This window comes from Solemya pervernicosa gill symbiont, from assembly GCF_002020875.1.
GTDB lineage: Bacteria > Pseudomonadota > Gammaproteobacteria.
In genome coordinates this window covers 1-18,165 of record NZ_MPRL01000027.1, presented here as the reverse complement: position 1 = coordinate 18,165, position 18,165 = coordinate 1, and the positions used below count along the sequence as shown (strand labels likewise).

18 protein-coding genes are annotated in these 18,165 nt (G+C 51.5%); 16 read left to right on the top strand and 2 right to left on the bottom strand.

Features of this window, described 5'->3' with window-relative positions:
- The first annotated feature begins 45 nt into the window (after window positions 1-45).
- The 5 genes from BOW52_RS08090 (at window position 46) to BOW52_RS08070 (ending at window position 4,467) form a co-directional block, all read left to right on the top strand.
- Window positions 46-678, top strand: coding sequence for a TatD family nuclease-associated radical SAM protein (locus tag BOW52_RS08090; RefSeq protein ID WP_078483586.1), 633 nt, complete (start codon window positions 46-48; stop codon window positions 676-678).
- Window positions 678-1,610 (top strand): TIGR01212 family radical SAM protein, encoded by a 933-nt coding sequence (locus BOW52_RS08085; RefSeq protein ID WP_078483585.1) that lies wholly within the window; start codon window positions 678-680, stop codon window positions 1,608-1,610. Before BOW52_RS08090 ends, BOW52_RS08085 begins: the two co-directional genes overlap by 1 nt.
- The gene (gene ubiU, locus BOW52_RS08080) at window positions 1,611-2,618 is read left to right on the top strand and encodes a ubiquinone anaerobic biosynthesis protein UbiU (protein ID WP_078483584.1); all 1,008 of its coding nucleotides are present in this window, start codon (window positions 1,611-1,613) and stop codon (window positions 2,616-2,618) included.
- A 199-nt stretch (window positions 2,619-2,817) separates the two neighbouring features.
- Window positions 2,818-3,732: a ubiquinone anaerobic biosynthesis protein UbiV gene (ubiV, locus tag BOW52_RS08075; RefSeq protein WP_078483583.1), complete on the top strand. Its 915-nt coding sequence runs from the start codon at window positions 2,818-2,820 to the stop codon at window positions 3,730-3,732.
- Window positions 3,733-3,924: 192 nt separating this feature from the next.
- Window positions 3,925-4,467, top strand: coding sequence for an invasion associated locus B family protein (locus BOW52_RS08070; RefSeq protein WP_172840260.1), 543 nt, complete (start codon window positions 3,925-3,927; stop codon window positions 4,465-4,467).
- 49 nt (window positions 4,468-4,516) lie between these two features.
- Here BOW52_RS08070 and BOW52_RS08065 read toward each other — a convergent pair whose 3' ends face one another.
- Window positions 4,517-5,791, bottom strand: coding sequence for an FAD-dependent oxidoreductase (locus tag BOW52_RS08065; protein ID WP_078483581.1), 1,275 nt, complete (start codon window positions 5,789-5,791; stop codon window positions 4,517-4,519).
- A gap of 165 nt (window positions 5,792-5,956) precedes the next feature.
- On the opposite strand from BOW52_RS08065, the gene BOW52_RS08060 reads away from it, so the two are divergent.
- The 9 genes from BOW52_RS08060 (at window position 5,957) to BOW52_RS08020 (ending at window position 15,435) form a co-directional block, all read left to right on the top strand.
- Complete coding sequence (locus tag BOW52_RS08060; protein WP_078483580.1) at window positions 5,957-6,796, top strand: hypothetical protein; 840 nt, start codon at window positions 5,957-5,959, stop codon at window positions 6,794-6,796.
- Between the two features lie 39 nt (window positions 6,797-6,835).
- On the top strand, window positions 6,836-9,397 hold the full coding sequence (hrpB, locus tag BOW52_RS08055; RefSeq protein ID WP_078483579.1) for an ATP-dependent helicase HrpB: 2,562 nt from the start codon (window positions 6,836-6,838) through the stop codon (window positions 9,395-9,397).
- Window positions 9,366-10,553: a site-specific integrase gene (locus tag BOW52_RS08050; RefSeq protein ID WP_078483578.1), complete on the top strand. Its 1,188-nt coding sequence runs from the start codon at window positions 9,366-9,368 to the stop codon at window positions 10,551-10,553. Before hrpB ends, BOW52_RS08050 begins: the two co-directional genes overlap by 32 nt.
- 45 nt (window positions 10,554-10,598) lie before the next feature.
- Window positions 10,599-11,027, top strand: a complete 429-nt coding sequence (locus tag BOW52_RS08045) for a site-specific integrase (protein ID WP_078483577.1) — start codon at window positions 10,599-10,601, stop codon at window positions 11,025-11,027.
- Entirely contained in the window at window positions 11,024-11,455 is a 432-nt protein-coding gene (locus tag BOW52_RS08040; RefSeq protein WP_078483576.1) for a hypothetical protein, read from the top strand. The genes BOW52_RS08045 and BOW52_RS08040 overlap by 4 nt, the downstream gene beginning before the upstream one ends.
- On the top strand, window positions 11,452-12,966 hold the full coding sequence (locus BOW52_RS08035) for a hypothetical protein (RefSeq protein WP_135622159.1): 1,515 nt from the start codon (window positions 11,452-11,454) through the stop codon (window positions 12,964-12,966). The genes BOW52_RS08040 and BOW52_RS08035 overlap by 4 nt, the downstream gene beginning before the upstream one ends.
- A complete protein-coding gene (locus tag BOW52_RS08030; protein WP_078483574.1) occupies window positions 12,966-14,078 on the top strand; it encodes a hypothetical protein in 1,113 nt (370 codons plus the stop codon). Before BOW52_RS08035 ends, BOW52_RS08030 begins: the two co-directional genes overlap by 1 nt.
- Before the next feature lie 158 nt (window positions 14,079-14,236).
- On the top strand, window positions 14,237-15,037 hold the full coding sequence (locus tag BOW52_RS08025; RefSeq protein WP_078483573.1) for a site-specific integrase: 801 nt from the start codon (window positions 14,237-14,239) through the stop codon (window positions 15,035-15,037).
- 2 nt (window positions 15,038-15,039) lie between these two features.
- Window positions 15,040-15,435 (top strand): hypothetical protein, encoded by a 396-nt coding sequence (locus BOW52_RS08020; protein ID WP_078483572.1) that lies wholly within the window; start codon window positions 15,040-15,042, stop codon window positions 15,433-15,435.
- A gap of 86 nt (window positions 15,436-15,521) precedes the next feature.
- On the opposite strand, the gene BOW52_RS17985 is transcribed toward BOW52_RS08020, so the two are convergent.
- Window positions 15,522-16,004, bottom strand: a complete 483-nt coding sequence (locus BOW52_RS17985) for an HAD domain-containing protein (RefSeq protein WP_172840258.1) — start codon at window positions 16,002-16,004, stop codon at window positions 15,522-15,524.
- A gap of 233 nt (window positions 16,005-16,237) precedes the next feature.
- Here BOW52_RS17985 and BOW52_RS08015 point away from each other — a divergent pair, with 233 nt between their 5' ends.
- Window positions 16,238-17,068, top strand: coding sequence for a hypothetical protein (locus tag BOW52_RS08015; protein ID WP_078483571.1), 831 nt, complete (start codon window positions 16,238-16,240; stop codon window positions 17,066-17,068).
- Window positions 16,989-18,165, top strand: a 1,177-nt coding sequence (locus BOW52_RS08010; protein WP_172840256.1) for a hypothetical protein, incomplete at its 3' end; no start/stop codon positions are given. The genes BOW52_RS08015 and BOW52_RS08010, both read left to right, overlap by 80 nt.

Genomic DNA, 18,165 nt, shown 5'->3' with positions numbered 1-18,165 from the left:
CGCACTCTTGCATAGACTCGTGGCTCCGTAGAACGAAATAGAGATATGAGCGCAGAGCAGACCGAACACGACCCAGCAGTGAATCCAACCATCAGCTACGAGCTGCACGGTAACTGCTATCTCAATATCACCTACCACTGCACCCTGCGCTGTGCCTTCTGCCCCAAATTTAACGGCAGCTGGGAGGTGCAGGGTTTCGATCTGCGCCTGTTCGAGGAGCCATCAGCCGAGAAGGTGGTTGAGGAGGTGGGTGATCCGGATCGTTACAAACAGATCGTCTTCTGTGGGCTCGGTGAACCGACTACACGGCTCGATGTGCTGCTAGAGGTGGCCGAACAACTCAAGGCGCAAGGCGCGACGATTCGGGTTAACACCGATGGGCTCGCCTCACTGATTCATGGGCGTGATGTTGCCCCGGAGTTGGCGGGCAAGGTCGATGCGCTCTCGATCTCAATGAACGCACACAACAGTGAGCTCTACGACCGACACTGTCGCCCCAAGTGCGAGGGTGGTTTTGAGGCGATGCTCGATTTTGCCCGCAAGGCGAAGGCCTATGTTCCGAGTGTGACGCTTACCGCCATCGATGGATTGGAGGGTGTTGATATCGACGCCTGTGAAAAGATCGCTGCTGAAATCGGCGTCGCCTTTCGGCGTCGGGTGCTCGACGAGGTTGGTTAGTGGCACTCTCTGATTACGTCTCCACCTTTGGTCAGCATCTATTAAAGAAGCATGGCGAACGTGTGCACAAGCTGGCAATCAATGCCGGTTTCACCTGTCCCAATCGCGATGGAAGCAAGGGGCGGGGTGGTTGTACCTTCTGCAACAACAGCTCCTTTTCGCCCAATGCGCGCGAGCCCGATCCGGTCGCTGGACAGATCGAAGCGGGCCGTCAGGTGCTGGCCAAACGCACTGGGGCGAAGAAGTTTCTTGCCTACTTCCAGGCTTATACCAACACCTACGACGATCCGGCCAATCTGAAACAGCTCTACGATGCGGCGCTTGCCGAGCCCGATGTAATCGGCCTCTCGATCGGCACCCGTCCCGACTGCGTGCCGCCCAGGGTGCTCGACCTGCTCGCCGACTATCGTGATCAGGGTTATGAGATATGGCTGGAGCTGGGGCTGCAGTCGGCCTTCGATCACACCCTTGAGCGGGTCAATCGCGGCCACGGTTTTGCCGAGTATCGTGAGGCGCTACAGGCGGCCCATGCCCGTGAACTGCCGGTCTGCGCGCATCTGATCGCGGGCCTGCCGGGCGAGGATGCCGCCCATCTTCAACTGTCGTTACAGCGGGTGTTGGAGCTGGGTGTCGAGGGGCTAAAGCTTCACCCGCTGCATGTGGTGAAGGGGACGATGCTCGCCAATGAGTGGCGTCGCGGTGACTATGCGCCGCTCACGGTCGAAGAATATATTCGTATGGCGGCCGATTTGGTCGAGGCCACCCCATCAGAGGTGCTCTACCATCGCCTTACCGGCACCGCTTCAACCGATATTCTGCTCACCCCCTACTGGTGTAACTGGAAGTGGCGGGTGCTCAACGGTATCGAAGATGAACTATCACGACGAGGCACCTCGCAGGGGTATCTTGGCGCGCAAGAGGGTTTTCTCTAAATGTCACAGAAACTTGAACTGGTCTGCCCGGCGGGCAGCCTGTCGGCGCTGAAACAGGCGGTCGATAACGGTGCTGATACCGTCTACATGGGCTTTCGCGATGCGACCAATGCGCGCAACTTTCCCGGTCTCAATTTCGATGAGCGTAGTGCACTGAAGGGGATCGAGTATGCCCATAGTCGTGGTCGCAAGGTGCTGCTGGCGCTCAACACCTATCCGCAGCCGCAGAGCTGGGAGATCTGGACCGCCGCCGTTGATCGTGCCGCCCGCATCGGTGTCGATGCGCTGATCCTCGCCGACGCGGGGTTGATGCGCTACGCGGCACGCACTCACCCCGATCTGCGTCTGCACCTCTCGGTGCAGGGATCGGCGACCAGTGCCGAGGCGATCGCCTTCTATCGTGAGAACTTCAATATCCAGCGCGTGGTGCTTCCGCGTGTGCTCTCACTCTCGCAGGTGAAGCGGGTGGTGGAGAGTACCGATGTCGAGGTAGAGGTGTTCGCCTTCGGCAGCCTCTGCGTGATGGTCGAGGGGCGCTGCTATCTCTCCTCTTACGCCACTGGTGAATCACCCAACACCTGCGGTGCCTGTTCGCCTGCCAAATCGGTGCGTTGGGAGGAGGCGGCCGATGGTCGCAAGGTGCGCCTCAATGAGGTGCTGATCGATATCTACGGCCCTGGCGAGAGTGCCGGGTATCCGGTGGTCTGCAAGGGGCGCTTTGAGGTCAACGGCGAGGTCGGTTATGCGATCGAAGAGCCGACCAGCCTGAGCATTCTCGATATCCTGCCCGAGCTGCAGCGCAGTGGCGTGAAGGCGATCAAGGTTGAGGGGCGGCAGCGCAGCCCCGCCTATGTGGGGCAGGTGACCAGGGTGCTGCGTCAGGCGATCAATAGTGCCACCATCAATCCCGACGGTTTTGTGCCGCGCGCCGAGTGGGTGGCGCAGCTCGACAAGGTGGCAGAGGGCTCGACCCATACGCTAGGCGCTTTAGAAAGGGGCTGGCAATAACAGCGGATCTTTTATTCGAATAGAACGTTATAGCGCTTTTTTGCGATGCGTATTGATGATGTGATTAATTCGGCAATTGCTCCATGCATTGCTCTACCTCCTGCATCCATGCAGTCGTCCGCTTCTCAAAGTGCACTCTGCCTTCTCTTCGGAAAAACCTCTCACTGTTAAAACTGCATGAGTTAATGAGACTGTTGAAATGAAAATATCCCTGGGTCCAAACCTCTACTACTGGTCGCGTGAAGAGACCTTGGAGTTTTATGAACAGGTTGTTGAGTGGCCGCTCGATATCGTCTATCTCGGTGAGGCGGTCTGCTCGAAACGTCGCCTGCTGCGACTCGATGATTGGCTCGAGATTGGAGAGAAGCTGAGCGCTGCCGGTAAAGAGGTGGTGCTCTCCACGCTGGTGCTGCTTGAGGCCGATTCGGAGCTGAAGAGCCTGCGACGCATTATCGATAATGGAAAGTTTCTGGTTGAGGCCAATGACATGGCAGCGGTTCATCTCGCCTCCAACAACATCCCCTACGTTGCCGGTCCTCACCTTAATGTTTACAACGGCGAGACCCTGGCGCTGCACCGTGATCTCGGTGCGCAGCGTTGGGTGATGCCGGTTGAGCTCTCGCACACCACGCTCACCGAGATGCAGGCACAGCGCCCTGAGGGTCTACAGACTGAGGTCTTCGCCTTCGGTCGTACCCCGCTCGCCTTCTCGGCCCGCTGCTTTACCGCGCGTGCCCACAAACTGCCCAAGGATGATTGCCAGTTCCGCTGTGGCGACTACCCCGACGGTATGCTGCTCAAGACTCAGGATGGTGAACCGTTCCTCTCCATGAACGGTATCCAGACCCTCTCGGCAGCGACCACCAACCTGATTGAGGCGTTACCGCAGATGCAGAAGATGGGGGTCGATGTGGCGCGACTCTCACCCCAGTCACACCACATGGGAAAAATCGTTGAGGCATTTGCGGCCGTGCGTGATGGGAAACTGAATCCTACTGAGGGTGCAGAGCAGGTCAACAGAGTGATTATCGGTACTCCCTGCAACGGCTACTGGTACGGCGAGGCGGGGATGGATTGGAGTGCCGATGCAGCGCTGGCCTACTCACAGCCGTAGTGCCTGCATGCCGATGGTTGTTGGCTGGTAGCAGGGATCGATTACCAAAGGCTGGATTGACCTCTGACGGCGGCGCTTAATCAGTGAAAAATACGGGCTATAAGGCCCGTGTTTTTTTGCCTCGCATTTGGGGACTGGCGCTGTAGAATGACGCCATTGCCGATTATTGATCAGACAGATGGAGTGGGCTTGATGAAAACAGTTTCAAAGTTGTTTGCAGTTGCTGTGAGTGTTCTGGCGTCGAGTATGGTCTTTGCCGAGCCGAGTGAGTTGAAGGTTCAGGAGGAGGCGTTTGGTGACTGGAAGGTGGCCTGTCGTGAGGCGAAATCGGGTGAGACAAAGAAGAGTGTAAAGCTCTGCCGCGCCTACACCACGGCGAGTCAGAAAAAGACCGGCAAGATGCTGTTCAGAATGGTGCTCTCCTATCCCAACGGCAGTGCCATCCCTCGCGCTGTGATCACAACCCCGCTGGGTGTGGCACTGATGCCGGGTGTAGAGCTTGAGGTGAGTGGCGTGAAGTACAACTACCGCTATCTCAACTGTGGAGCACGCGGTTGTAACGTTGCTTTCAAGGTTGATGAGACGATGCTCAAGGCACTGAAGCAGGGCACCAAGGCGTCGATCAAGTTCGCTCTGTTGGGTCGTGAAAAACCACAGGGTGTGGTGGTGCCGCTTTCGCTGAAGGGTTTCACCAAGAGTGCATTCTCGCTCTATGACAAACGTCCCAAGTCATAAGACGTTACTCAGAATCTACACAAGGCTCGACCAACTGGTCGGGCCTTTTTTATGCCATCAGTTCCTGGATGGTGGCGAAGTCCTTGGCGGCGTTTCCCAGGCAGCTGGTTGCGCCGGGTGATGGCGTCATGTTGAAGATTATGCCGGTGCCGGGATTGATCTGCGCCTCACCGAGATGAAGCTTCAGTGCCTGCTTGTCGATCATTACCGGGCGTATTCCGCCTACTCGTTTGGCAAAGGTGAGCTGTTCGACCTGCAGTAGTGGAATGATCTTGCGTGCGTCATCGAGGAACAGTCGTTTGCCGATACCGGGTAGTTCGAAGAGGATGTTACGCATCATATAGCGGCGTATCTCCGCCTCACCAAGCAGAGTGAACAGCACCTTGAGTACGGGCAGGTCGGGCTGGGTGACACGTAGCAGGTCGGCCAGGGTGCGCCAGTTGTGACGTTCCAGCAGTGGCAATACCAGCGCAGTGGGGCCGAAGCGGGTCATCTCCGGCTCGAGCAGGTCGGGATCACCATGCACGGCGGCGAAGGGGAGCTTCTCACTCTGAATGGTGTAGACCTTGCCGTTGAGCAGTTTGGGTGTGTGATAAAAACTGCCGGCCACCGGCAGGCAGGCGTAGTGCTTGCCGTAACCCATTCGCTTGGCAAACAGCAGGCTATGACCACCCGCAGAGACGACAACTACCCGCGCCAGTAGTGAGCCGTTGTCGCTATCGATGCGGAAACCGTGCTCACCCTGATGGATAGCTCTGACGCTGCAGCCGAGTTGGATTTCGTAGTCGGGTCGGAGCACCCGAACCTGTTGCTCAAAAGAGCGTGCCAGTTTGTGGGAGTTGACGGCGGTGTACTCATTGGCAATCGAGATCGCCATTACCTGACCACGCCGACCAGCGGTCACACTCGGTTCTCGTGTGGCGATAGCATCGGTATCGAGTAGCTCCATGTCGGGGTAGTGAGGGTGGAAACGTTCATAGTGCTGGTGCAGCAGTTCGCACTCTGCATCACCGACCCCCAGTAACATCTTGGGAAACTTGAACAGGATCTGGTTGCGCTCTGCCTCGCTCAGGCTCTCGGCGTAGTCGACCACCATGCGAGCGGTCTGCTGCACCTTGAGTGCCTTCTCCAGCGTGTAGTTGGTTTCAATGTCGCCACAGTGGAGGGTCTGGCTGTTATTGCGTGCGTGTGAGTTGACTGCGGCGATCTGTGGGTACTTCTCCATCAGAACAACACGGTTATAGTCGCTGTGGCGAGCGAGGTGGTAGAGCAGTGCGGTGCCGGATATACCCCCACCAATAATGGCGACATCGACCTGTTTCATTGCGGTTCTCTGCTCCTTCTGCGCTATCCAGCCCATTTTTTGATAAGTATAGAAAAAGCTTTTCAAATAGCCCGTTGCGGTAGGTTATGGGGGCAGGTGTTGTGATCGCCTCGACACTCTGGATGAGAGGCGTTTAAATCGAGATAACAATAAGAGGGCGCAGAAATGAAGCTGGCAAGGTACTGGGCAAAGGAGAGTCGCAACAGCAATACTGGGCAGGGGCAGGAGTATGAGTTGGCCTGCTGGCGCGGTTCTAATGAGAGCGAGGCCGATGCACAGGCGCGCGCTGTCGAGGCGGTGGAGCGGCTGGTGGCGCGGGTCAAGCAGGGTGAGCCGCTTGAGCGTTATGACTACAGCGAGGGTTATATCCGCGAGGAGTTGATTGAAGAGATCAACAGCGCGGAGGGTGAGCTAATCGGAGTGGTGACACGCAACCGTTACGGTGCACTGGTGCTCAACTGTGAGCGGGTGCTGTTTGCCGATATCGACATCGAACCGCCCGGCTTGATCGACAAGCTCAAGGCCCTGTTTGGTGGCCGGGTAAAAGATCGTAACTATCATCTACAGCAGATCGAAAGCTACGCCAGCGAACAGCCGGGCATTGCGTTGGCAGTTTACGAGACGCTGGCGGGGTTACGGGTGGTGGTCACCAACCGACTCTACGGCGCGAAAGATCTTGGCACCGAACAGCTCTTTGATCGCCTCGAGTGCGATCCGCTCTATATCAAACTCTGTCGAACGCAGGAATCCTTCCGCGCACGCCTTACTCCCAAGCCGTGGCGTATCGACTACAGTCGCCCACCAAATAACTTTCCACGTGAATCGAGCGAGGCGCGACAGCGGTTCAATGGCTGGTTGAAGGGGTATGAGCAGCAGAGTGGTAGCTATCAGGTCTGCCGATTTCTAAAACGCTTCGGCGATCAGCGTCCACTGGCCGAGGTGGAACGGGTGCTGAAGATCCATGATCGTTATGTCCTCTCGCCAAAAGAGTTGCCACTCGCCTGACCGTTCTGCACAACCCGGCTGCGTTACAATCGGCGCCTGATGAAGACGCCACTCCCCATCGATGAGGTTATCCCCGAGCTGCAAGCGGCCCTTGCCGCTAACAGTGCCGTGGTGCTTAAGGCGCCGCCGGGCGCGGGGAAAAGTACCCGTGTGCCTTTGGAGCTGCTTGATGCCGCGTGGTTGCGAGGTAAGACGATTCTGATGCTCGAGCCGCGTCGTCTGGCCGCACGCGGTGTGGCGGCGCAGATGGCCAATACACTGGGTGAGAAGCCGGGTGAGCGGGTCGGCTTTCGTGTTCGTTTTGATAACTGTGTCGGTAAGCAGACCCGCATTGAGGTGGTCACCGAGGGGATTCTGACTCGTCGTCTGCAGCGCGATCCGGAGCTGGTGGGTGTCGGGCTGGTGATCTTCGATGAATTCCACGAACGTAACCTGCATAGCGATCTGGCTCTGGCGCTCTGCGTCGATGCGCAGCAGGGGCTGCGTGAGGATCTCAAGTTGCTGGTGATGTCGGCGACACTGGATGGTGCAGCACTCTCAACGCTGCTCGATGCGCCTGTGGTCAGTAGTGAGGGGCGTAGCTATCCGGTTGAGATAAGCTACCAGCCCGGTGATGAGCGGCAGCGTATCGACGCTACGTTGGTACAGGCAGTGGTACGAGCTTTTAGAGAACGCGAGGGGGATATCCTCGCCTTCCTGCCCGGTGCGGGTGAAATCCGTCGTGCCCACGAACTGCTTCAGCAGCAGCTCGTGAATGAACCTGTCGATATCTATCCACTCTATGGCGATCTGCCGCTCGATCAGCAGAAGTTGGCGATACGCCCTGCCCCCAACGGACGACGCAAGGTGGTGCTCTCGACACCGATTGCCGAGACCAGCCTGACCATCGAGGGGGTGACGGTGGTGGTTGATAGCGGCTGGCAGCGGGTGCCACGTTTCGATCCTCGTAGTGGCCTGACGCGACTAGAGACGATCCGTGTCTCCAACGCCTCGGCTGAGCAGCGTGCGGGTCGTGCCGGTCGTCTCGCCCCCGGTTGCTGCTATCGACTCTGGAGTAGTACCACCCAGAGTGGTCTGGTGCCGTTTAACAGCCCCGAAATCGTTGAGGCCGATCTATTGCCGCTGGCGCTCGATCTGGCACGCTGGGGAGTGAGTGATGCCGAGACGCTGGTCTGGCTCAGTCCACCGCCCGCGGCGGCGCTCACCCAGGCACGTGCACTGTTGCAGCGCCTTGAGGCGCTCGATGAGAGGGGTCGTATCACCAAGCTGGGTGAGCGAATGGCGACGCTGCCGATGCATCCGCGACTGGCCCATATGGTGATAAAGAGTGAGGCTCTCGGTGAGGCAGCGCTCGCCTGCGATATCGCGGCGCTAATCTCCGAGCGTGATCTGCTGCGTGGTGCTGAAGGGCTCGCAACCTGTGACTTCGCGTTACGGCTAGAGGCGCTGCGTGCCCACCGAGCAGATGGTGCTGCAGCGGCACGAGGTATGGGTGCCGATGGGCGTGCGGCGGTGGCTATTGAGCGTGCCTCACGACAGTGGCGTCATCTGTTCAAGGTGCAAGCCGATAACGGCTCGGTCGATGAGGCCATGGTGGGCTTGCTGCTGGCCAACGCCTATCCCGATCGAGTCGCACAGCGGCGCGGTGCAAATGGTAATCGCTATCTGCTCGCCAATGGGCGTGGTGCAAAGCTGTTGGATAGTTGTCGTGGTGCCGAACTGATGGTGGCGGTGAGTCTCGATGGTCGAGGCGATGAGAGTCGTATCTTCCTTGCGGCATCCATAGCCGTTGCGGATCTGGAGCAGAGCTTCCCAGCGCAGATCGCCTGGCAGGCCGAGACCTACTGGTCACGCAGTGAGGGAGTAGTCGTCTCGCGAGAGGCGAGGCGCTACGGGGCATTACTGTTGGGGGAGCGACCACTCAAGGTGGACGATGAGGCGGCGGTCGTGGCAGCGATGCTTGATGGTGTACGTGCTGAGGGGCTTGAGGCGCTACCGTGGAGTGATGCAGCGCGTCAGTTACGCACGCGGTTACGCTCGTTACGTCAGTGGCTGCCCGATGAGGCGTGGCCCGATCTTTCCGATAGCCATCTGCTTGAAACGGTTGAAGTGTGGTTGGCACCCTATCTAAATAACATCAGTCGTCGTAGTCACCTCGCTCGTCTCGATATGGTGGCGATTATCAAATCGATGCTCGACTGGTCGCAGCAACAGCAGCTCGAAGAGCTGGCACCGACCCACCTGCAGGTGCCGAGCGGTTCGCGTAAGCGGCTCGAGTATCAGGTCGATGGGTCTGCGCCGGTATTGGCGGTGAAGCTGCAGGAGTTGTTTGGCCTGGCTGAGACGCCTGCTGTTGCGCGAGGACGTGTCGAGGTGATGCTGCATCTGCTCTCGCCCGCGCAGCGGCCTATTCAGGTGACTCAGGATCTGAAGAGTTTCTGGGCCAACACCTATGCCGAGGTGAAACGTGAATTAAAGGGTCGCTACCCCAAACTAACACGTAACTGGCCTGTTGACCCTTTAACACTTAACAGTATATCGTTGACACGTGAATTTTGGGATGGTGTCAATGGACGGCGAAGAAGATCAAAAAAAAAGTAGTTGGCGGCTAAAAAATATAAGCGTAGCTAAAAACCTGTTTGCAAATGTTTCCTCAATAGCATCGCACCAGACTGTCGAGCAGCCACTAATCGGCGCCATCTCAGGCGAATGCTTTTATACCTATTGCGAGCTAAAGAGCATTGAGGATGCCAATACTGTCTTCAATATGCCGTTCTTGCTTACTTCTGAAGGCTTGCCATGGAATGAAGCGAACCACTATTTGTGCTATTTGGTGGAGCACAAGCATCAAATGGAACGGCCTACCGAAGATGTAAGGCGAAAAGCATCCCAGCTATTACGCTACAAGTTGTTTACCGAAGCAGAGGGAATTGATTGGCTGGACTTCACTAAAAGACGGCCCTCACAAAGACCAACATATAGATATTTTCATCACCTAGCCGAAAGTGAAGGGCTCAAGCCGGCGGTCGTAAATCAGTACACCAGCACCGTTTATAATTTCTACAAACACATAACCAGGCACTGGCCAGACTATGGGATTGATCTGGAAAGGATTGATAGTATTAAGACCGTGCGTGTCTATTACCAACACTCCACCGGGACGGGTTCAAAAGATGTAGAAGTTCGGTCCCAAACCAAATCTGTTCCCCGCCGAGGGAACGACCCTATTGGTTTTGTGAGAGACGATGGGGAGCTTCTTAGGCCGCTAACCTTAGATCAATTTGCGGAATTAAAATCTATCATAAATGGCGATGACTGGAGTCCTGTTGAGCGGCTGATAGTTCTTGTTGCTCTCATGACGGGTGCGCGAAAGAAAACAGTGCTGACAATCCGGTTGAAGCACATTAGAGCTCTTCTAAAAAACGGGCCTGAACGAGATGGTACATATAAGCTATTTGCTGGTCCGGGTACACTGATCAACACCAAAAACTCCAAGCACTATACGCTGTATATACCAAGCCAACTGGTAAATGAACTAGCGACATACGCCGACTGTAAAAGAGCACAGGAGCTCAGGTCGAAGTTCAAGGAAGAGTACAAGACAGCATACCCTGATTTGCCCGAGATTAATGACGAAGACCTATACCTCTTTATCAGCAACCAGGGTAACTGTTACTACATGGGAAAGGATGATCCAAGATACCCACTTACGCTGACCGCCATGGATAGCGAAGCGAAGGCGGTTAGTCCGCGATAGTCGACGCCGTCTGTATATCGGGGCGCCGCAGGCATAAACGGTCGCGTGAAGTTTTTGCTGTTTGCTTGGGCTTGGATGCCCAAAACAAACTTTCGCAAAAATAGCGACTCCCCGGTAAAATCAAAACCAGTTGGTCAGGTTGTCGAGAACCTGAAACAGAAAATTCTTAGATCTGCATCCGAAGACTTCCCCAAAGATTTTTATTTTCACTGGCTTAGAGCTACATATGCATATCTCTTATGGATAGCGCTTCGAGACTTCGTTGATTCAGGTGAACTACGGCCTACCGCAGTTATGGGGCTCATTCAGAACAGGTTGTATCACAGCAATCCAGAAACGACTGAAAATTATCTGAAGCTATTTCAAAACGTAAATATTCAATACGACGCTCAAGGAGCCTTCGAGGACATTCTGTTGGGTGGGCATGTGCCGGCTGAGCCTGTTAGCGAAACAACGCGAAGTAGTGAGCTGTGAGTGTCAAAGATTATGTATCCAGAGACCACGTGGTGATTACCAAAGATGATTTCCACAAGACATTTCTTCACCCCGAAAAGATCCTGATTCAATTTGATATAGCAGTAAGAGCTAAGCCCTACGACTTCGGATCCCTATGTTTCACTGAGCGTGAGCCGATTATTGCTGGATGGAACGCAGGCAAAGACATTAAGTCACGAAAGGTTGTTGAAGGCTCTCTTCAAAAGGGCAGGCGTGAGCTATTGAAGAGGGCTCTAGACTATTGGTACACAGGGGGTATCGAGACTCATCGATTAATACTGAAGCCCGCAAGATACAACGATTCATCGACTGGTGCGATGACAATGGAAATTCTAATTTTGCGGTTAATGAGGGTCATTCTGTCGCGGCATATCGAGCATATACTGAGCATCTCTTCGAACGATTGAATAGAGATGGTGATTTACAGGCGGAGACTGCCTGTGGATACCAAGCAGGTGCTCAATGCGTTCTCAAGCTGCTTTACCCTGAAAAGGTTGCAGAGCTTAAAGCAGCTGCACCAACTATTACGTTTGCAAGAAATCGCGTTGCTTCGCCGGAAGCTGAAGCGGTAAATAGATATGTCGGTAGCCTTATAACTATCGCAAGATCGTTACGAAAAGCGGTAATGGAAGACGGTTACCCGCTTATTATTGATTGCGGTGAGCATCATGCGACTGTTCTTCCTTGTAATAATGCAAGCGTAATTTCACCTCTATGTGATGATGTTCCTCACTTATATGACCGTGATAAAAATCGTTATCGTACGGAAGACGAATACATTTCTTTTATGACAGAATTATATGGAGCAAGAGGATCTCGGGCGCACACCAGCACTTGGAAAAAAGATCATAAAAACTTCGTAGTGGACCTTCATTTAAGAAATAAAAACAAGAAGGAGTGTTTTTTTAGAGCCATGTTGGCTCAGAAGGTAATAAGAAGCTACGCGGTTATTGTGCAAATGGTAACAGGCGCTAACCCTTCGTCATTGGTTTTATTCGAATATGAAAACGCCCTAGATGTAGCTTCAGACTCTGTTAAGAAGGAACTTGTCAGCGTGAAATTTCGGGCAAATGGCCTTGTAGTAAGTTACCCCATACACCGAAAAGGCTTGAAGATCCTAAGAGAGTACGTTCAATTCAGAGACTGGTACTTAGATGATGGAGTGTGCAAATATCTATTTTTCACTGACATAGGCTCTTCTGGGGAAAGAAGTAAACCAACTCCATTACGAGGGGATTTCCAGACAAGGCTTAATTCGCAATTAAAGGGAAAGCTTATTGATCCCTCTATCAAGACCATTTCAGCAACAAAGGCCAGAAAGTATAAAAGTATAGTTTTGAAGAGCATAGGAATTCCTGTTTCAGACGCAGCCAAGGCACTCAATCATTCGGAGAATATGAATGGCATTGCTTACAGTCACCCTTCGGGTGGCGACATGAGGGGGCAATTATCAAAGTTCTGGGGATCTGTTAGGGCTTATGCTTCAGAAGTCAAAATCACGGATGGTGACGCAGGTCATTTAAAGCGCACTGCAGTCGGTCATTGTGACGACTTCGGGGATCCCCTTTCGAAAGAAGAAGTACCTCCTATTGAACCAGACTGCAAAAAGCAATTTGGCTGCCTGTATTGTGAGCACTATGTCTGCCACGCGGATGATGATGATATCCATAAGCTCTTCTCGTTGCGCTATGTGATCGAGGCAGTAAGGGCGGTTTCTCCTGAATTTGGCAAGGCCGACGAGCTATTTCAGGGGTTGTGCGTTTGGATTGAATTCATTCTTAAAGAAATTCAACGAAAGTATCCGCAGCTTGAAGAAAAGATCAGTGTATACCGTCACAAAGTATATGACCTAGGGCTTCTCACACCTTATTGGGAATCCAGGTTAAGTAGGTATGAAGAGATTGGAGTGATTTTGTAATGATTAAAGAAAACAATAGCCACCTACTTGGCTCTATGTATTTGAAGGGATTTGGTAATAATGGTATTGGTAGGGGTGAGCCTGACCCTTATGTCGAAAAGCCAGGATCAGACTTTGTTCTATGTCGTGATGCGGAAGGCAACGCAACTGCCGTCTATAGTAACTCGGTATGGGACTTTAACCCATATAGGCTCTCAAATAAGAGGCTGACAATAATAACCTTCGATGAGGAGTTTACTCCTTCGCAAGAGATTAACAATAAAATATACAAGCAAATAAAGTATGTCTTGTATATATTGATTTATCATAATCCATCCAGCAAGTCAGGAAAAACTAGCGCTGGAACACTTATCCAGTATTTCTATACTCTTAGAAAGATCGCTAGATTTGTTGCTCTTCAATTTGATAATAAACTTGTTCAAGAAATCGACCTGAACGATGTCTTATCTAATGTCTCGTACTTGAAAGCTTTTCTTAATCATGAGATCTCAACCCCCAATGATGCAAAACAAGTATCCGCTGTGCTTGAAGTCCTTAATCAGAGAGGTGCAAAAAAAATAGGTTTTGCCCCATGTAACAAAACTGAGCTGGAATTAGAACGGCAAAAAGATAAGCAGCACCCAGTGATTCCTTCACGGATATACATTGAAATGATGAACCTGTTTGATGGATACATTGATCGCCTATATCTTTACCAGGAAAATATAAAAGACATCATCATTGAGATGGCTGATCGGTCTTATGGGGCGGCAATAGCTACACAACAACACCAGTTAGGCAAAGTCGGTGTCTTTCGACCAATTATGCCTGAGGTTCTTCAAAAGCACGGCATTGCTCCTCTATTTGAACGGAGCCGAGTTAAAGAGTTTACCCGTGCATCATTTGTGGTTTGGCTAAAAGAAATCCAATACGTCTGCAAAATGACAATGCATCTGTACACTGGAATGCGTGATCAAGAAACCGCCAGAACTATGCATGGTTGTATTGACGAATATGAAGTCAGTAAGTCTATTGTAGATGAAACAGGAGATGTGCTTGATCCCGCTAGGATCGTAAACATTGTATCAACGACGACTAAGTTTACTGGCTATAAAAAAGCACTTCTTGGCTAGCCCCTTCGTGTGTCACAAAAGCGATTGGTATTGCGAAGTCCATAGCTGAAGGTTTGTCGGTATTGTATGGGCTTGATCTATCTGATACGCATCTGTTTATAAACCCAAGTATTATACGTTCTGATAAGAGTAGGCCCACAATTACCTCTCTTCCTAACATGGGGGATAAAGGGTGTTTTACGCGGATAGCCGGACCAGCATTTGCTATAATCAAAGGGGACCTTAAAGAGCTTTCCATCACGGATTCTGATCGGAATTTCTATGAGGAGAAGAAGTTTCAAATTGGTAACTTATGGCCCGTATCGTCACACCAGTTTCGACGTTCGCTAGCTTACTATGCCAGCAATAGCGGTTTTGTTTCGTTAGACACAGTATCCACCCAGTTCAAACACACCTCACGCCTGATGGCACAATATTATGCGCGGAATAGTGAAAGGCACCTGCCAATCTTTTTGGGTGCCACAAGAAAAAAACAAGTAAATAATCATGTGGCGATTGATTACCAAGTAGCATCGCCAGCAGACGTGGTAAGCCAATTGTTCGCCGATGTATTTGAGGATGACGAATCGGTGTTTGGGGGGACAGGAAGTTACATGGAGAAAATGAAAGCTCGAGTGGATAAAGGTGAAATATCCATCATGGACTCAAAGAAGGCCACCATCAAGATGGCTAACGATGGTTGCATTAGCTACAGGGAAACCCCACTGGGTGGTTGTACCGGTGTAGAGGCATGCGACTGCTATTTGATGGGTGAGTTCATAGATTGCCTTACCAGTGCGTGCTCAATCATTAAACCGTCAAAGGTGGAAAGCTTGATAACCAAACTTAAGGAAGACCTGGGTAAATATGAGCGTGAATCTGCCGAGTACGAACTGACTGAGATGGAGCTTTGTAAACTTGAAGAATACCAGGAAAAAAAGTTTAACAAACCCGAACTGGTTCCAATACTAAAGGCTTAAAAATGGCAAAAACTACTGGTCTGCATGAATGTGAAGCCGCGCTGGAGCGACTGTTAAAGAATACACCACATGTCGGAAGCCATGTTGGTGTTACAGAGGTTGATATAACACCCGCTATGGTAAGTGTCGAAGCAGGTTACGATAAGGGGTACCTAAAGCGTTCAAGGTACTCACATAAGCCACTAATCGCCCGTATAGACTCGCTCAAGAAAAGTCCTAGAGGAGGTGATCGAGTGAAGCTTAAAAAAGCCGAGAGGAAGTGTAAGCAGCTACAGGCAGAGCAGAAAATGAATGGTGAACTCATGGACCGGTTGTTTACACAGAACCTGATGCTTCTTCAGCGGGTCAAAGAGCTTGAAAATGAACTTTCTCGATATACGAACGTGGTAACTCTTTAAGCCCACCATCTACAGTGGTGACGATCAATTAGTAGGAAAGCCATAGTCCGAAACTTTGATGTCTTGCTGGTGATAACAACAAAGAGTCAGCTTCTGGCCCTTTCAGGCGTTTGGTTAGTACTAATAAATCGTTGTTGTGCGTACCAGACTGACTTCAATAATTTCTTGAAGTTAGGCATATCATCTTCGTTAAAACTTGTTCTTGGATTCGTAAAGTAAACGGATTCAGAGGGGGACGGAAAGAATCCTGGGCAGTCATCGATAGTGTACCAGCGCCTACTCTGTTGCTCTGTATCAATCAGATATTTTATGATCTCATGGTGGCGAACTGCACTTAGGAATCGGTCGTTTATGACTGGAGTTATACCCACAGCAGGTTTTTGAAGCGGTAAAAGATAATCGACTAGTTCGTGCATGCGGTTAGTTTCTCTCCAGGTTGAGCTGACAACGATATGAATGTCATAGTTAGAGATCGCGTTTCGCAATGCAGTCATGCATGTTGGCAAGAATGCTTGAGAACCAGTGCGAGGATGTGTAACGCCGTCAAAATCGAGAAAAAGTAAAATCATAACGTAAGTAAAGGATTGGGGTTGTACGTGGCATATTTCGCGCTACATAAGTGGGGGCTATAAACATAATCAAGAAACATGTTTGCAATTTGAGCAAGTAGACGCATTGTTGGATTATGACATCAAGATAAGTTTGACGCTCTTTTACAGAGGTATAATTGCTCTGAGTATAATCAGAGCTACTTCGTATCTGTTAATAAACATCGATCACACAGAAAGGTGAGGCTAGGGAAATGATGCCTGATAAGAGAGTGAGTGAGCAGCTTACAGATATTCAAAGCGCACTTTTGGCGCTTAAACCAACTGGCTCTGCCGGTTTCGAGGGTTTGGTTCGGTTAATTCTTACCGCATTAACTGGTGTTAATTATCGGCTCGCTGCAAGTGGTCTACAGGGAGGAATGGATGGTGAAGCAACATTTCGAGAAGATGCTATTAGTTTCGAAGCTAAACGGTACTCTGGAAAGATTCAAAGGAATGAGGTGCTGACAAAAATCGTCGACTTGGCTCGTACTAATTCCGCCCCAGATCGACTTTGGGTGCTTGGATCAACAACGGAGGTAAGTACCCAGCTGGCATCAGCCGTACAAGATGTGGGAGATCAGCATGCCATCTCTGTCCTGATCCTAGATTGGTCTTCTGAGCCCTTACCTCTCTTGGCGGTCGCAGCTGTGGCAACCGGAGTTACAGCGATTAATTTTATAATGGAAAATGGCAATCCAAAACAAGATCGAATGAAACTTGCAGCGGCGTTTTCAGAAATTCCTAAACACCCTACCTTCAACAATCTTTTGTACAAGATTAAGTCAAAATTCAATGTGTCTAGCATGGCAACGGCACGATCAATTGAAGCTAACGTAAAGTGGAGAGAAGCCTCTTTTCAGAATGAAAACATCTCAAGAGAACGATTGGGTCAAGCGCTAACTGTTTGTGCTCAACCATTATCCTGCATTGCGCACGACCTTAAAGGAGCGTGCGAGAGCGGCGTTGCTAACAGGTCAAGCTATCGTTTTATCTGGAGGAGAGGGAGACGGAAAATCATGGCTCGCTGCGCAGATTTGTCATGATCATAAAGGTCTCGCACTCTTTGCAAGCGCTGAGCAATTCGAAGACATTATTCCGAATGATCTCGACAAGTTACTAATTGATCTTTTGATTAAACAAACGGGAGATGTATCGAATGAAATAACCAGGCTGAGATGGCGCCATCGGTTTTCCGCCTGGAGGAACAATTTACCAGAGTATTCTTTGCTTGTCATTGTCGATGGCATAAATCAGCGACAGAGCCTTCGGTGGGACCGGATACTCAACGGCTTGCAAGAACGATTGGAGGCTGTTGGAGGGTGTTTGGTCGTGACGGTACGCACTCAATTCTGGGAAAAGACAGTTTCTCCCGGTCTGATCTTCAAACCAAAGCAGATCGAGGTGTCGGCATGGTCTTCGGAGGAGCGGAACCAGCTGTTGAATTATTATGGCATCGAGACTGATTGGCTTGATGATGCAACGCTCCAAACCCTGTGTAATCCTCGCCTGCTAGCCGTTGCAGTTAACATCCTACCTCATAATGACCCTGCGGCATGGAAAGGGCTAACTTCAGATAGGTTGCTCCTGCAGCATCTGCATTTGTCGCAGCGTGAGAACTTTGAAGAGGAGACGCTGCTGCAGTTGACTAGGCGTCTTAGCATCCATGCAAAGGAAGTATTAGAGCGAGTTCGTACCTCACCTAACGCGCCGCCGCAACACTTTGAGTCGGATTCAACTTTTGTTATCGAAACACGCTTTTTCCGAAGCCTGCCAGGACCAGGAGACACTTATGAACTTCGCAAAGAAGGTTTAACACTCGCCCTTGGCTACACATTGGTCGATCAATTGTGGCAGGTGCATCAGTCGGGCTTAGATCTTGGTGAGCGGATGACACAGCTGATCGATCCGATCCTTGCGATGGACCGAACAGTTGACGTTATGTTCGCAGCCTTGATGGTCTGCGCGTTTGATTCGATCCGATTCGATCAAGCGGTCTTTACTGCTCTCCTTGATGCTTTCTCTAATCTTCAGAATATCGATGATCCCGGGGAGTCGCTATTTTTGCGGAAGCTTGTTTTGGGCATCCAAGCCCAAGCAAGCGGCAAATACTTAACGCGACCGTTTATGCCTACGGCGCCCC

What these genes read in the sequence shown, in the direction of transcription:
- ubiU (WP_078483584.1), top strand. Translation starts at nt 1,611, where the DNA reads ATGTCACAGAAACTTGAACTGGTCTGCCCGGCGGGCAGCCTGTCGGCG.
- BOW52_RS17985 (WP_172840258.1), bottom strand. Translation starts at nt 16,004, where the DNA reads ATGATTTTACTTTTTCTCGATTTTGACGGCGTTACACATCCTCGCACT.
- BOW52_RS08065 (WP_078483581.1), bottom strand. Translation starts at nt 5,791, where the DNA reads ATGAAACAGGTCGATGTCGCCATTATTGGTGGGGGTATATCCGGCACC.
- BOW52_RS08070 (WP_172840260.1), top strand. Translation starts at nt 3,925, where the DNA reads ATGAAAACAGTTTCAAAGTTGTTTGCAGTTGCTGTGAGTGTTCTGGCG.
- BOW52_RS08050 (WP_078483578.1), top strand. Translation starts at nt 9,366, where the DNA reads ATGGACGGCGAAGAAGATCAAAAAAAAAGTAGTTGGCGGCTAAAAAAT.
- BOW52_RS08015 (WP_078483571.1), top strand. Translation starts at nt 16,238, where the DNA reads ATGATGCCTGATAAGAGAGTGAGTGAGCAGCTTACAGATATTCAAAGC.
- BOW52_RS08020 (WP_078483572.1), top strand. Translation starts at nt 15,040, where the DNA reads ATGGCAAAAACTACTGGTCTGCATGAATGTGAAGCCGCGCTGGAGCGA.
- hrpB (WP_078483579.1), top strand. Translation starts at nt 6,836, where the DNA reads ATGAAGACGCCACTCCCCATCGATGAGGTTATCCCCGAGCTGCAAGCG.
- BOW52_RS08060 (WP_078483580.1), top strand. Translation starts at nt 5,957, where the DNA reads ATGAAGCTGGCAAGGTACTGGGCAAAGGAGAGTCGCAACAGCAATACT.
- BOW52_RS08025 (WP_078483573.1), top strand. Translation starts at nt 14,237, where the DNA reads ATGGGGGATAAAGGGTGTTTTACGCGGATAGCCGGACCAGCATTTGCT.
- BOW52_RS08030 (WP_078483574.1), top strand. Translation starts at nt 12,966, where the DNA reads ATGATTAAAGAAAACAATAGCCACCTACTTGGCTCTATGTATTTGAAG.
- BOW52_RS08090 (WP_078483586.1), top strand. Translation starts at nt 46, where the DNA reads ATGAGCGCAGAGCAGACCGAACACGACCCAGCAGTGAATCCAACCATC.
- ubiV (WP_078483583.1), top strand. Translation starts at nt 2,818, where the DNA reads ATGAAAATATCCCTGGGTCCAAACCTCTACTACTGGTCGCGTGAAGAG.